Source organism: Streptomyces sp. SKN60, assembly GCF_026236535.1.
Taxonomy (GTDB): domain Bacteria; phylum Actinomycetota; class Actinomycetes; order Streptomycetales; family Streptomycetaceae; genus Streptomyces.
Map to the genome: position 1 here is coordinate 63258 of NZ_JAHTMW010000022.1, position 14092 is coordinate 77349.

The following is a 14092-nucleotide window of genomic DNA, read 5'->3' on the forward strand; positions in this document are numbered from 1 at the left end:
GGACAGAAGTTACGCTGTGCGAACGGTCGTTGACTGGAGGTTGGGATGCAGTCTCGGACGCGGCGCTTCGCCGTACGCAACGGATCGGTCCTGGCGGTCGCCGTGACGGTGCTCTCGGTGGGCGCCGCGGCCCCGCCGGCCGCCGCGCCGCCGGGCCCGGCCCCCGCCAAGGTGCCGGTCGCCGCCGGCTGGGGCGGGGCCGTCGCCAGCGTCGACGCGGACGCCTCCGCCGCCGGCGTCGAGGTGCTGCGCAAGGGCGGCAACGCCGTGGACGCGGCCGTCGCCGTGGCCGCCGCGCTCGGCGTCACCGAGCCGTACTCGGCGGGCATCGGCGGAGGCGGCTACTTCGTCTACTACGACGCCAAGACCCGTACGGTGCACACCGTCGACGGCCGTGAGACCGCGCCCGGCTCCGCCGACGCGCACCTCTTCACCGAGAACGGCGTGCCCATCCCCTTCGAGGAGGGCATGACCAGCGGCCGGGGTGTCGGCACCCCCGGCACCCCCGCCACCTGGGAGACGGCGCTCGACGCCTGGGGCAGCAAACCGCTCGGCAAGCTGCTCGAACCGGCCGAGCGGCTCGCCCGCGACGGCTTCACCGTCGACGCCACCTTCCGCGCCCAGACCGCGGGCAACGAGGCCCGCTTCCGCGACTTCCCGGCCTCCGCCGAACTCTTCCTGCCCGGCGGGCGGTTGCCGGTGGTCGGCTCGGTCTTCAAGAACCCCGACCTGGCCCGTACGTACGAGAAGCTCGGCCGGGAGGGCGTCGGCGCGCTCTACCGGGGCCCGCTGGCCCGCGACATCGTCAACACGGTGCAGCACCCGCCGGTACGGGCCGGGGCGACCCGGGTGGTCCGCTCGGGCGATCTGACGGAGCGGGACCTCGCGCGCTACGAGACGGTGCTGCGGCGCCCCACCAAGGTGTCCTACCGGGGCCTCGACGTCTACGGCATGGCGCCCTCGTCCTCCGGCGGCACGAGCGTCGGCGAGGCGCTGAACATCCTGGAGTCCACCGACCTCTCGCGCGCCTCCCAGGCCGCGTATCTGCACCGCTTCATCGAGGCGAGCCGGATCGCCTTCGCCGACCGCGGGCGCTGGGTCGGCGACCCCGCCTTCGAGGACGTGCCCGTCCGCGGCCTGCTCTCCCAGCGGTACGCCGACTCCCGGGCCTGCCTGATCCGCGACGACGCCGCCCTGACCAGCCCGCTCGCGCCGGGCGACCCACGCGACCCGGCGCCCTGCGCGGCCGGCGGCACCGCCGCCCCGACCACGTACGAGGGCGAGAACACCACCCACCTCACGGTCGCCGACAAGTGGGGCAACGTCGTCGCCTACACCCTCACCATCGAGTCCACCGGCGGCAGCGGCATCACCGTCCCGGGCCGCGGCTTCCTGCTCAACAACGAGCTGACCGACTTCTCCTTCGCCCCGGCCAACCCGGCCGTCCACGACCCCAACCTCCCCGGCCCCGGCAAGCGCCCGCGCTCCTCGATCTCCCCGACGATCGTCCTCGACCGCACCGGCCGCCCGGTCCTCGCCCTCGGCTCCCCGGGCGGCGCCACCATCATCACCACGGTCCTGCAGACCCTCACCGGCGTCGTCGACCGCGGCCTCCCCCTGCCCGACGCCATCGCCGCCCCCCGCGCCAGCCAGCGCAACCAGCCCACGACCGAGCTCGAACCGGCCCTCTGGAACAGCCCGTTGAAGGCCGACCTCGAATCGATCGGCCACGCCTTCCGCCAGAACCCCGAAATCGGCGCGGCCACCGGCGTCCAACGCCTCCCCGACGGCCGCTGGCTCGCCGCCGCCGAACCCACCCGCCGCGGCGGCGGCTCGGCGATGGTGGTCCGGCCCGCTCCGTAGCGCGGGCGGCCTACAGCGCCGTCAGGATGCGCGGGCCCGCGTCCGTGATGGCGATCGTGTGTTCGGTGTGGGCCGCGCGGGAGCCGTCGAGGGTGCGGATGGTCCAGCCGTCGGCGGCCGTGTAGTGGGCGTCGTCGCCGCCGGCGATGAGCATCGGCTCGATCGCGATGACCATGCCGTGGCGCAGCGGCATGCCGCGGCTCGGGCGGCCCTCGTTGGGGACGTCCGGGCCCTCGTGCATCGAGCGGCCGACGCCGTGGCCGCCCATGCCGTCGGGGATGCCGTACCCCGCGGTGCGGCAGACGCGGGCGATCGCGTGGCCGATGTCGCCGACCCGGTTGCCGACGACGGCCGCGGCGATGCCGGCCTCCAGGGCCGCGTAGGCCGTGTCGATCAGCCGGGTGTCCGCCGGGCGGGCCCGGCCGACCGTGAAGCTGATCGCCGCGTCGCCGACCCAGCCGTCGAGCACCGCTCCGAAGTCCGCGCTCACCAGGTCGCCGTCGGCGAGCGGCGTGGCGTCCGGGACGCCGTGCACGATCGCGTCGTTCACCGAGAGGCACAGCGTGGCCGGGAAGGGCACGAGCGCCCAGTTCGGCCGGTAGCCCAGGAAGGGCGAGCCCGCGCCGGCCGCCGCCAGCACCTCCCGGGCCACGCCGTCGAGCTCGGCCGGGGTCACCCCGGGCGCCGCCTTGTCCCGTACCGCCTGGAGGGCCTGGGCCACCACCCGGCCGGCCTCGCGCATGAGCAGCAGGTTCGCATCCGTCTTGATCTCCACCATGCCAATTACTATACCGGTATTAGAATGGGCCGCATGGTGCGCACACCCCTCACCCCCCAAGAGCGCGAACGCGGCGAGCGGCTCGGCCGGCTGCTCCGCGAGGCCCGCGGCGACCGCTCCATGGCCGAGATCGCCGCCGCCGCCGGCCTCTCCGCCGAGACCCTCCGCAAGATCGAGACCGGCCGCGCCCCCACCCCCGCCTTCTTCACGGTCGCCGCGCTCGCCGGCGTGCTCCACATCTCGATGGACGAGCTCGTCACCCGCTGCGCCTTCGTCCCCGTATAGGACCCGCCGAGTGGACCCGGCCCGCCGGCCCGCCGGCCTCAGCCCCGTGGCCTAGCAGCGGATGCGCCGCCGTGCGCCCGGCCCCACCGTGGACGCGTGAACCGTCGTCAGCAGCTCGCGCCGCACCCCGCACCCCGCCCGGCGGCCAAGGCCCTCGCCGGCCTCGCCGCCACGCTCCTGCTCACCGCCGGCGCCACCGGCTGCGGCGGCACCGGCAGCGACGCGCCGCAGGCCGCCGCGCCGCCCGCGGGCACCGCCCCCGAGCACTTCCGGCACCCGGGCGTCGTCGTCGGCGGAGCCCAGCTCGCGGCCGTCCGCAAGCACGTCGCCGCCGGGCGGGAGCCGTGGAAGTCGGCGTTCGAGGAGATGAGCGCCAGCAAGTACGCCGCGCTCGACTACACCCCGCACCCCGCCGAGGTCGTCGCCTGCGCGTCCAACGCCGGCACCGACGCCTGCGTCGCCGAACGCGCGGACGCCATCGCCGCGTACACCCATGCCCTGATGTGGTCCGTCACCGGCGAGCGCGCGCACGCCGACAAGGCCGTCGAGATCATGAACGCCTGGTCGAGGACGGTGAAGCGGCACACCCGCGACGACGCCGACCTCCAGACCGCCTGGTCCGGCTCCTCCTGGGCGCGCGCCGCCGACATCGTGCACGCCGGCTACCCGGCCTGGAAGGGCCCCGAGGTGCAGCGTTTCAAGTGGATGCTGCGCAAGGCCTATCTGCCCGACGTCACCGCCAAGGTCCCCGACTACAACGGCAATTGGGAACTGGCGATGACCGACGCCGCCATGGGCATGGCGGTGTTCCTGGAGGACCGCACGCTCTTCGAGGACTCGGTGCGGCGCTACCGCGCCCGCGTCCCCGCCTACTTCTACCTCGCCTCCGACGGCGCCCTGCCCAAGCCCCCGCCCGGCGGCACCATCAAGACCGCCGACCAGCTCGCCACGTACTGGTTCGGCCAGCGCACCTACCGCGACGGCCTCGGCCAGGAGACCTGCCGCAACTTCATGCACATCGGCTACTCCCTCGCCGCCACCGCGCACATCGCCGAGACCGCCTGGCACCAGGGCCTCGACCTCTACCGCGAGGAGGCCGACCGGCTCACCGCCGCCCTGGAGTTCCACGCCCGCTACCAGCTCGGCGCGACCCCGCCCGGCTGGCTGTGCGGCGGCAAGGTCGAGCGCACCATGGGCCCGGACGTCGAGGTCGCCCTCAACCACCTCCAGGGCCGGATGCACCGCGACCTCCCGGAGACCGCGAAGCTCGCCCGGAGCCAGCGGCCAGGCGGCACCGACGACCTCTTCGTCGCCTGGGAGACCCTCACCCACGCCGCCAACCCGAGCACCGCGTAGCCTCTGGCGCGTGACCCCCGACACCACGCTGCCCGAAGAGCTGCGGCACGGCCGCTACGTCAGTCTCACCACCTTCCGGAAGAACGGCACCGGGGTCGCCACCCCGGTCTGGTACGCGGTCGAGGGCGACGAGCTGTACGCCTGGACCCGCACCGACTCCTGGAAGGTCAAGCGGCTGCGCAACGACCCCCGGGTGGTCGCCGCCGTCTGCGACGTGCGCGGCAACGTGGCCGCGGACGCGGTGCGGGTCGAGGGCACGGCCCGGCTGGTCACGGGGGAGGAGCTGCGACGGGTCCGCAAGCTGCTGTCCCGCAAGTACACCTGGCAGTTCTGGGCCGTCGACTGGCCCGCGACGATCGCCCGGCTCGGCAAGCGCCCGCACACCGGCGTCGTCGTGAGCTTTCCCCGCTCCTGAGACAACTCGAAAACTCAGCGTAGTCGTCCCGTAACACTCGTGTGGTCCACTGCCCCTGGAGCAAAGGGGCTGTGGAATGACGGTGCATCAACTCCCGGCGGACATCGCCGCGTTCACCGGCTGGCTCAGCGAGCTCGCGGGCCGGCTCGAACCGGGCCAGGGCTGGTACGGGGTCTTCGCCGCCCGCGACCCGGAGGGGATGCGCGCCTGCTTCGGCGGTACGGACATCCTGCCCTGGGACGTCGTCGAGTCCCTGCTCCAGGACCTCGGCGAGCCGGCCGACGGACCGCGCGCGCTGCGCGGCCGGGCCCTGCACCGGGCCGCTGCGGCCGCCCACGACCAAGGACCCGGCGGGGCGGCGGCGCTCACCGAACGGCGCGCCCTGATGGCCGAGGAGATCCGGTACGCGGAGCAGCGCATCCGGGAGCTGAGCGGCCGGCCCGACCCGGACGGCGCCCTGTACTGGGCCCAGGACGACCACACCCGCGCCACCGCCCGGGTCGCCGAGCTGACGGAGCGGCTCGAACGCCTGCAACGCCTCGAACGGCCTGAACCGCCCGAGCCGGTACGGCGCCGGCCACGCGGGGCCCGCTACGCCTGGGTGGCGGAGGAGGCGGAACCCGTGGTGAACCCGGTGGGGGCGCCGGCCGCCGGGCCGGTCCCGGCGGCGGCACCGCTCGCCGCACCCCGGGGCGCCCGCTTCGCCCCCGTCCCGGCCGACCCGGCACCGACCGCCGATGCCGCCCCGGCCCCGGCCCCGGACGAGGCCGCCCGTGCCGCGCGCGCCGCCGGGAACGCGGTCTACGCGCTGCGCCGGCTCCGCGCCCAGGGGCGTACCGGCGAGGCGCACGCCCTGCTCTGCGAGGCGCTCGCCGGGCCGCCCGAGTGGCTGCCCGCGCTCGCGGAGGAGCTGGCGGCGGCCGGGCTCGCCGCCGACTGGTCCACCCTGCTCTGGGAGGCCGCCGACCTGCCGCCCGCCCGGCTCGCCGCCGTCGCCGTGGCGCTCGCCGACGCCGGCCGGGCGGACGACCGCGACCGGCTGCTCCGCCAAGGCGCGGCCCGCCCGGTGGCCGAGCTCGCCGGGGCCTGCGCCGCGCTGCGCGCCGTACACCGGGACGGGGAGACGCACGCCCTGCTCGGCGCCTTCCTGGGCCTCCGTGCGCCCGAGGACGCCGCCGCGCTCGCCGCCGCCGACCCGGCCGCCCTCGTCCCCGAGCTGCGTGCCGCCGCCCGCGCCGTCTCCCCGGCCCGCGAGCGCGACCTGCTGCACGCCCTGCGGGTCGCGGGCCTCGCCTGACCGGTCGAGACGACTCGGACGTGCCGGTACGTGTCGGTACGTGTCCGACGTGGACCACTCGGGTATGAAACATGATCGACTCCGCTACTTCACGGCAGTGGTCTTGCTCCGGGGTGTGACGGGGCTTACGTTCTCTCTCTACGCACCGCGTCTACGTGCGTAGAGGCTCTCTGACGCCGCGCCGAAGGAGCAGCTCATGACCGACGTCGTACGCGCCGCGCTCGTCCAGGCGACCTGGACCGGCGACACCGAATCCATGATCGCCAAGCACGAGGAGCACGCCCGCGAGGCCGCCCGGCAGGGCGCGAAGGTCATCGGGTTCCAGGAGGTGTTCAACGCCCCCTATTTCTGCCAGGTGCAGGAACCCGAGCACTACCGCTGGGCCGAGCCCGTGCCCGACGGGCCCACCGTGCGCCGGATGCAGGAGCTCGCCCGGGAGACCGGGATGGTGATCGTCGTCCCGGTCTTCGAGGTCGAGGGCGCCGGCTTCTACTACAACACCGCCGCCGTCATCGACGCCGACGGCTCCTACCTCGGCAAGTACCGCAAGCACCACATCCCCCAGGTGAAGGGCTTCTGGGAGAAGTACTACTTCCGCCCGGGCAACCTGGGCTGGCCGGTCTTCGACACCGCCGTCGGCAAGGTCGGCGTCTACATCTGCTACGACCGGCACTTCCCCGAGGGCTGGCGCCAACTCGGCCTCAACGGCGCCCAGTTGGTCTACAACCCGTCGGCCACCCACCGCGGCCTCTCCTCCTACCTCTGGCAGCTGGAGCAGCCCGCCGCGGCCGTCGCCAACGAGTACTTCGTCGCCGCGATCAACCGCGTCGGCATCGAGGAGTACGGCGACAACGACTTCTACGGCACCAGCTACTTCGTCGACCCGCGCGGCCAGTTCGTCGGCGACGTCGCCTCCACCAAGGAGGAGGAACTCGTCGTGCGCGACCTCGACTTCGATCTGATCGAACAGGTCAGGCAGCAGTGGGCGTTCTACCGCGACCGCCGTCCCGACGCCTACGACGGGCTGGTGCAGCCGTGAACAGCCTCTACCACCGCCACCGCGCCGTCATCCCCGACTGGGTCGCCCTCTACTACAAGGAGCCCATCGAGCTCACCCACGGCGAGGGCCGCTACGTCTGGGACGCCGACGGCCGGCGCTACCTCGACTTCTTCGGCGGCATCCTCACCACCATGACCGCCCACGCCCTCCCCGAGGTCACCAAGGCCGTCGCCGAACAGGCCGGGCGGATCATCCACTCCTCCACCCTCTACCTCAACCGCCCCATGGTGGAGCTCGCCGAGCGGATCGCCACCCTCTCCGGCATCCCCGACGCCCGGGTCTTCTTCACCACCTCCGGCACCGAGGCCAACGACACCGCCCTGCTGCTCGCCACCGCCTACCGGCGCTCCAACCAGATCCTGGCGATGCGCAACAGCTACCACGGGCGCTCCTTCTCCACCGTCGGCATCACCGGCAACCGCGCCTGGTCGCCGACCGGCCTCTCCCCGCTGCAGACCCTGTACGTGCACGGCGGCGTGCGCGGCCGCGGCCCGTACGCCGGGCTCACCGACGAGCGGTTCATCGAGGCGTGCGTCGCCGACCTCGAAGACCTCCTCGGGCACACCCGCGACGTCGCCGCCCTCATCGCCGAGCCCATCCAGGGCGTCGGCGGCTTCACCTCCCCGCCCGACGGCCTCTACGCCGCCTTCCGCCGGGTCCTCGACCGGCACGGCATCCTGTGGATCGCCGACGAGGTGCAGACCGGCTGGGGCCGCACCGGCGAGCACTTCTGGGGCTGGCAGGCGCACGGCCAGGCCGGACCGCCCGACATGCTGACCTTCGCCAAGGGCATCGGCAACGGCATGTCCATCGGCGGAGTGGTCGCCCGCGCCGAGATCATGAACTGTCTCGACGCCAACTCCATCTCCACCTTCGGCGGTTCACCCGTCACCATGGCCGCCGGCCTCGCCAACCTCGGCTACCTCCTGGAACACGACCTCCAGGGCAACGCCCGCCGGGTCGGCGGCCTGCTCCTGGAGCGCCTGCGCGGTGTCGCCGCCGGGGTCGACGCCGTACGCGAGGTGCGCGGCCGCGGCCTCATGATCGGCATCGAGCTCACCGAACCCGGCACCGACCGGGCCAACCCCGACGCCGCGTCCGCCGTCCTGGAGGAGACCCGGGCGAACGGCCTGCTCATCGGCAAGGGCGGCGGCCACAACACCACCGGCCTGCGCATCGCGCCCCCGCTGTCGCTCACCGTCGCCGAGGCCGAGGAAGGCGCGGCGGTCCTCGAACAGGCCCTCCGATCCCTCTAGTTCGCGTCCCTCCAGTTCGCGTCCCGCTCGTTCGCGATCCCGCACGTTCGCAGGGGAGATTCCAGTGAGCACCCGCACCCTGATCCGCGGCGGCCTGGTCGTCACCGCCGCCGACGAACTGCACGCCGACGTCCTGATCGAGGAGGGCCGCGTCGTGGCCCTCGCCGCCCACGGCTCCGACATCGCCGCCGGCTGGACCGCCGACCGTACGATCGACGCCACCGACCGCTATGTCGTCCCGGGCGGCGTCGACGCCCACACCCACATGGAGCTGCCCTTCGGCGGCACCTTCGCCTCCGACACCTTCGAGACCGGCACCCGGGCCGCGGCCTGGGGCGGCACCACCACCGTCGTCGACTTCGCGGTGCAGAGCGTCGGCCACCCGCTGCGCGAGGGCCTTGACGCCTGGTACGCCAAGGCCGACGGCAACTGCGCCGTCGACTACGGCTTCCACATGATCCTGTCCGACGTCAACGAGCACACCCTGAAGGAGATGGACCGGCTGGTCCAGGAGGGCATCTCCTCCTTCAAGCTGTTCATGGCCTATCCGGGGGTCTTCTACAGCGACGACGGACAGATCCTGCGGGCCATGCAGCGCGGCGCCGAGAACGGCGGGCTGATCATGATGCACGCCGAGAACGGCATCGCGATCGACGTCCTCGTCGAACAGGCCCTGGCCCGCGGTGAGACCGACCCCCGCTACCACGGAGAGGTCCGCAAGGCCCTCCTCGAAGCGGAGGCCACCCACCGGGCGATCCAGCTCGCCCGGGTCGCGGGAGCCCCGCTGTACGTGGTGCACGTGTCGGCGGAGGAGGCGGTGGCGGAACTGGCGGCGGCCCGCGACAAGGGGCTGCCGGTCTTCGGCGAGACCTGCCCGCAGTACCTCTTCCTGTCCACGGACAACCTGGCCGAGCCGGACTTCGAGGGCGCCAAGTACGTCTGCTCCACGCCGCTGCGGCCCAAGGAGCACCAGGCGGCGCTGTGGCGGGGCCTGCGCACCAACGACCTCCAGGTCGTCTCCACCGACCACTGCCCCTTCTGCTTCGCCGGCCAGAAGGAGCTGGGCCGCGGCGACTTCTCCAAGATCCCCAACGGGCTGCCGGGCGTCGAGAACCGCATGGACCTGCTCCACCAGGCCGTCGTCGACGGGCACATCTCGCGCCGCCGCTGGATCGAGATCGCCTGCGCCACCCCGGCCAGGATGTTCGGCCTCTACCCGCAGAAGGGCACCATCGCGCCGGGCGCGGACGCGGACATCGTCGTCTACGACCCGCACACCACCCAGACCCTGTCCGCGACCACCCACCACATGAACGTCGACTACTCGGCCTACGAGGGAAAGACGATCACCGGCCAGGTCGAGACCGTCCTCTCCCGCGGCGAACCCGTCATCGAGCAGCGCAAGTTCACCGGGCGCGCCGGACACGGCAGCTTCGTCCCCCGTTCCACCTGCCAGTACCTGAACTAGGAAGGCCGCCCCCTTGGACTTCGGACTCGTCCTGCAGACCGACCCGCCCGCGTCCCAGGTCGTCGGCCTGATGCGCCGGGCGGAGCGCAACGGCTTCCGCTACGGCTGGACCTTCGACTCCGCCGTGCTGTGGCAGGAACCCTTCGTCATCTACAGCCAGATCCTCGCCAACACCACCAAGCTGCACGTCGGCACCATGGTCACCAACCCGGGCACCCGCACCTGGGAGGTCACCGCCTCCACCTTCGCCACCCTCAACGACATGTACGGCAACCGGACCGTCTGCGGCATCGGCCGCGGCGACTCCGCGATGCGCGTCGCCGGCCGCAAGCCCAACACCCTGGCCCGGCTCGGCGAGGCCATCGAGGTCATCCGCGACCTCGCGGAGGGCCGCGAGGCCCAGGTCGACGGCAACCCGATCCACATCCCGTGGATCAAGAACGGCAAGCTGCCGGTGTGGATGGCGGCCTACGGCCCGAAGGCGCTGGCCCTCGCCGGACAGAAGGCCGACGGCTTCATCCTCCAGCTCGCCGACCCCTTCCTCACCGAGTGGATGGTCAAGGCCGTCCGCCAGGCCGCCACGGACGCCGGCCGCGACCCCGACGCCCTCACCATCTGCGTCGCCGCCCCCGCGTACGTGACGGCCGACGCCTCGCCCGAGGCCCTGGCCCACGCCCGCGAGCAGTGCCGCTGGTTCGGCGGCATGGTCGGCAACCACGTCGCCGACCTGGTCGCCAAGTACGGCGAGCACTCCGCCATGGTCCCCGACGAGCTCACCGCGTACATCAAGGACCGGCACGGCTACGACTACTCCCACCACGGCCGCGCCGACAACCCCGACACCGCCTTCGTCCCCGACGAGATCGTCGACCGGTTCTGTCTCATCGGCCCCGCCGAGGCCCACATCGAGAAGCTGCGGCAGCTGCGCGAGCTCGGCGTCGACCAGTTCGCCGTCTACGACATGCACGACAACCGCGAGGGCACCATCGACGCCTACGGCTCCGAGATCATCCCCGCGCTCAACGCCTGACCGCCCGACCGCCCCACCGCCCGGCCCCTCCACTCCTCCCAGGAAGGGTTCCGCCGCCATGACCGCCACCACCCCCTCGGACAGACCCGCCGACCCCGCGATATCCGGCCCCGGCCGCGTCGAGCTTCCGCCCGGCGCGGCCGGGACCGACCCGCGGTTCGTCAACGACGACCTGCTGCCGGTGCCCGTCGGCGCCCGCCGCTGGACCACGTACAACTTCGCCGCCCTCTGGGTCGGCATGGCCCACAACATCCCGTCCTGGCTGCTCGCCTCCGGGCTCGTCGCACTCGGCATGGACTGGGTGCAGGCGGTGCTCACCATCGCGCTCGCCAATGTGATCGTGCTGCTGCCGATGCTGCTCACCGGGCACGCCGGGCCCAAGTACGGCATCCCCTTCCCCGTGCTCGCCCGCGCCTCCTTCGGGCTGCGCGGCGCGAATCTGCCGGCCCTGGTCCGGGCCGGGGTGGCCTGCGCGTGGTTCGGGATCCAGACCTGGATCGGCGGCCAGGGCGTCTTCGTCCTGCTCGACAAGGTCTTCGGCGGCGACTGGGCCGGGGCCGCGAGGATCGCCGGCCAGCCCTGGACCCTGTGGCTGTGCTTCGCGCTCTTCTGGGCACTCGAGCTCGCGATCATCTACCGCGGCATGGACGCGCTGCGCCGCTTCGAGAACTGGGCCGCGCCCTTCGTGATCGTCGGCGCCGTCGCCCTGCTCGTCTGGATCGCGGTCAAGGCCGGCGGCTTCGGCCCGCTCCTCGACCAGCCGTCCGAACTCGGCTGGGGAGCCGACTTCTGGCCCGTCTTCTTCCCCTCCCTCATGGGCATGATCGCCTTCTGGGCCACCCTCAGCCTCAACATCCCCGACTTCACCCGCTTCGGCGCCGGCCAGCGCGCCCAGGTCTGGGGCCAGACCCTCGGCCTGCCCACCACGATGACCTTCTTCGCGCTGCTGTCCGTCCTGGTGACCTCCGGCTCGCAGGCGGTGTACGGGGCGCCGGTCTGGGACCCGGTGGCGCTCGCCGCCAAGACCGACAACGTCTTCGGGCTGCTGTTCGCCCTGGTCACCGTGCTCGTCGCGACCCTGTCGGTGAACATCGCCGCCAACGTCGTCTCGCCCGCCTACGACCTCGCCAACCTCGCCCCGAGGCTCGTCGACTTCCGCAAGGGCGCCCTGATCACCGGCGTCGTCGGCGTCGTGATCATGCCGTGGAAGCTGACCTCCACCCCCGAGCTGTACATCTTCACCTGGCTCGGCCTGGTCGGCGGACTGCTCGGTACGGTCGCGGGCATCCTGATCGCCGACTACTGGCTGGTCCGCCGCACCCGCCTCGACCTGAGCGGGCTCTACCGGGCCGACGGGCCGTACTGGTACCGGGGCGGCTGGAACCCGGCGGCCGTGCTCGCCTTCACGGTCGGCGGGGTGCTCGCGGTCGGCGGCTCCCACTCCGCACCCGGCACCGGGCCGTTCCCCGAGGACGGCCTGATCCCCTTCCTGAAGCCGCTCGCCGACTACGGCTGGGCGGTCGGCCTCGCCGCCTCGCTGCTCCTGTACACCGGTCTGATGACGCTGCGGAACCGCCGATGATCACTCAGGTCTGGACCGGCACGGCGACGATGGCCTAGCCTCGACGACACCGAAAACCGGAGCGGCGTGGCTCCCCTGCGGGCCCGCACGCCTGCCTGGACGCACGCACGCCTCCGTAACCCACCCCCCACGGTGTCGTTTTCCGTTCACACAGCGCAACAGAAGGCGGTCGTCGATGTCCGGCACGGAATCCTCCGACTACACCCAGCGGCTCGCGCGGCTGGAGAGCTCGGGGATCAAACGTCTGCTGCCCACTCAGGCGCCGTACCGGTGGAATCTGAAGCGGCTGGGTCTGGGGCGGGTGCTGGACGTCGGCTGCGGCATCGGGCGGAACCTGCTGAACTGCGGGCCGGACAGTGTGGGTGTGGATCACAACGCGACCTCGGTCGAGACCTGTCGTGAGCGGGGTCTGAAGGCGTTCACGCCGGACGAGCTGGCCGCGGCCCCGGACTGTGGCCCGGGTTCGTTCGACAGTCTGCTGTGCGCGCATGTCCTGGAGCACATGGACGAGACGCTGGGGAACTCGGTGCTTGAGCAGTACCTGCCGCTGGTGAAGCCGGGCGGCTCGGTGGTGCTGATCTGTCCGCAGGAGGCGGGCTACAAGACGGACGCGACGCATGTGCGTTTCGTCGACTTCGACGGGCTGCGGGCGCACGCCGAGAAGGCGGGTCTGGTCGTCGAGCGCAGCTACTCGTTCCCGTTCGCCCGGTCGATCGGCAAGGCCTTCCCGTACAACGAGTTCGTCCTCGTCGCCCGCGTCCCGGCCGCCTGACGACAGGACCGTCCGGCCCGGCCCGGTCCGGACTCAGGGCATGCGCGGCGGCGCCCACCCCGGTACGTGCGCCGCCGCGGCCCGCTCCCACGCGGCCACGCCGCCGTCCAGCGGCCAGGCCCGGGTGATCTCCGTCGCCCGCTCGATCGCCGTCAGGGCGTCCGCGAGGCGACGGCTCGCCACCCCGGCCCGCGCACGGGCGAGCGGGCCGGGCTCCAGGGCGGCCATGCGCTGCTCGTACTCCAGGAGCGGCCGCTCGGAGCACACCGCCACATAGCCGGCGTCGACGGCGCGGGAGAGCAGCAGGACGTGCGGCCGGCCGCCCTCGGCGAGCGCCGCGACCAGCCGGTCGTGCCCGTCGAGCACCACCGGCACGTTCAGCCCGCTGATCCACCACAGCAGCACGGGCGCGAGCAGTCCCTCCCGGAAGCGGCGCCGGTACGCCTTCACGCGCGGCGCGTCCGGGGCGGACAGCGCCCGCAGCGGCAGCAGGTCGCGGGCGTCCTCGACCGGGTCGCCGTAGCCGAACCAGGTGAGATGCCCCCGGTCGGTGTCATGGGGGAGGAGCAGCTCCCAGTGGTCCGCCACGAACCAGCCCGGGAGCATCGGCGCCAAGTGCCAGTCGCCCTCGTGCAGCGGCCCCTCGGCCGCCCCGCGCAGCTCCGCCGCCCAGCGCGCGGCCCAGCGCCCCGTCCACTCCTCGGAGCCGGGCGGCGCCGGCGCGGCGAGGGCCCGGTCGTCGGCGGCGCGCAGCGGGGCGAGCGGGGACGCGTACCGCCCGGTGCGCGCGTAGTGCACCCCGTGGTGGGACGCCCGCTGACGCGCGAACAGCACCGGACGCCCGCCCTGGGTCAGCAGCAGCCGCCCGTCGTCCGCGCACTCCATCCGCAGCCCCGGCCGCACCGGGTGATCGATCCGTATCGGCATGCG

Annotated in this window: 13 protein-coding genes; 11 read left to right on the top strand and 2 right to left on the bottom strand. The window is 73.1% G+C overall.

Annotated features, from left to right (window positions below; translation table 11 throughout):
- Nucleotides 1-45: 45 nt before the first annotated feature.
- Nucleotides 46-1863 (top strand): gamma-glutamyltransferase, encoded by a 1818-nt coding sequence (gene ggt, locus KV205_RS29790; RefSeq protein WP_265867843.1) that lies wholly within the window; start codon nt 46-48, stop codon nt 1861-1863.
- Nucleotides 1864-1873: 10 nt separating this feature from the next.
- Here ggt and map read toward each other — a convergent pair whose 3' ends face one another.
- Nucleotides 1874-2641 carry a type I methionyl aminopeptidase gene (gene map / locus KV205_RS29795; RefSeq protein WP_265867844.1) on the bottom strand — a complete coding sequence of 256 codons (768 nt, stop codon included), beginning with the start codon at nt 2639-2641 and terminating at the stop codon, nt 1874-1876.
- 33 nt (nt 2642-2674) lie between these two features.
- Here map and KV205_RS29800 point away from each other — a divergent pair, with 33 nt between their 5' ends.
- The 10 genes from KV205_RS29800 to KV205_RS29845 all read left to right on the top strand — a co-directional run bounded on the left by KV205_RS29800 (nt 2675) and on the right by KV205_RS29845 (nt 13162).
- Complete coding sequence (locus tag KV205_RS29800; RefSeq protein WP_265867845.1) at nt 2675-2926, top strand: helix-turn-helix domain-containing protein; 252 nt, start codon at nt 2675-2677, stop codon at nt 2924-2926.
- 96 nt (nt 2927-3022) lie between these two features.
- The gene (locus KV205_RS29805) at nt 3023-4282 is read left to right on the top strand and encodes an alginate lyase family protein (RefSeq protein WP_265867847.1); all 1260 of its coding nucleotides are present in this window, start codon (nt 3023-3025) and stop codon (nt 4280-4282) included.
- 10 nt (nt 4283-4292) lie between these two features.
- On the top strand, nt 4293-4697 hold the full coding sequence (locus KV205_RS29810) for a PPOX class F420-dependent oxidoreductase (protein WP_265867848.1): 405 nt from the start codon (nt 4293-4295) through the stop codon (nt 4695-4697).
- 76 nt (nt 4698-4773) lie between these two features.
- The gene (locus KV205_RS29815) at nt 4774-5994 is read left to right on the top strand and encodes a UL36 very large tegument protein (protein ID WP_265867849.1); all 1221 of its coding nucleotides are present in this window, start codon (nt 4774-4776) and stop codon (nt 5992-5994) included.
- A 196-nt stretch (nt 5995-6190) separates the two neighbouring features.
- Nucleotides 6191-7033 carry a nitrilase-related carbon-nitrogen hydrolase gene (locus KV205_RS29820; RefSeq protein WP_265867850.1) on the top strand — a complete coding sequence of 281 codons (843 nt, stop codon included), beginning with the start codon at nt 6191-6193 and terminating at the stop codon, nt 7031-7033.
- Nucleotides 7030-8310 carry an aspartate aminotransferase family protein gene (locus KV205_RS29825; RefSeq protein WP_265867851.1) on the top strand — a complete coding sequence of 427 codons (1281 nt, stop codon included), beginning with the start codon at nt 7030-7032 and terminating at the stop codon, nt 8308-8310. Before KV205_RS29820 ends, KV205_RS29825 begins: the two co-directional genes overlap by 4 nt.
- A 64-nt stretch (nt 8311-8374) precedes the next feature.
- Nucleotides 8375-9778: a dihydropyrimidinase gene (gene hydA, locus KV205_RS29830; RefSeq protein WP_265867852.1), complete on the top strand. Its 1404-nt coding sequence runs from the start codon at nt 8375-8377 to the stop codon at nt 9776-9778.
- Nucleotides 9779-9791: 13 nt separating this feature from the next.
- Nucleotides 9792-10808 (top strand): TIGR03842 family LLM class F420-dependent oxidoreductase, encoded by a 1017-nt coding sequence (locus KV205_RS29835; RefSeq protein WP_265867853.1) that lies wholly within the window; start codon nt 9792-9794, stop codon nt 10806-10808.
- Nucleotides 10809-10866: 58 nt separating this feature from the next.
- Nucleotides 10867-12390, top strand: a complete 1524-nt coding sequence (locus tag KV205_RS29840; RefSeq protein WP_265867854.1) for an NCS1 family nucleobase:cation symporter-1 — start codon at nt 10867-10869, stop codon at nt 12388-12390.
- Between the two features lie 175 nt (nt 12391-12565).
- Nucleotides 12566-13162 carry a bifunctional 2-polyprenyl-6-hydroxyphenol methylase/3-demethylubiquinol 3-O-methyltransferase UbiG gene (locus KV205_RS29845; RefSeq protein WP_265867855.1) on the top strand — a complete coding sequence of 199 codons (597 nt, stop codon included), beginning with the start codon at nt 12566-12568 and terminating at the stop codon, nt 13160-13162.
- A 33-nt stretch (nt 13163-13195) separates the two neighbouring features.
- On the opposite strand, the gene KV205_RS29850 is transcribed toward KV205_RS29845, so the two are convergent.
- A complete protein-coding gene (locus tag KV205_RS29850) occupies nt 13196-14089 on the bottom strand; it encodes a hypothetical protein (RefSeq protein ID WP_265867856.1) in 894 nt (297 codons plus the stop codon).
- Nucleotides 14090-14092: the final 3 nt, after the last annotated feature.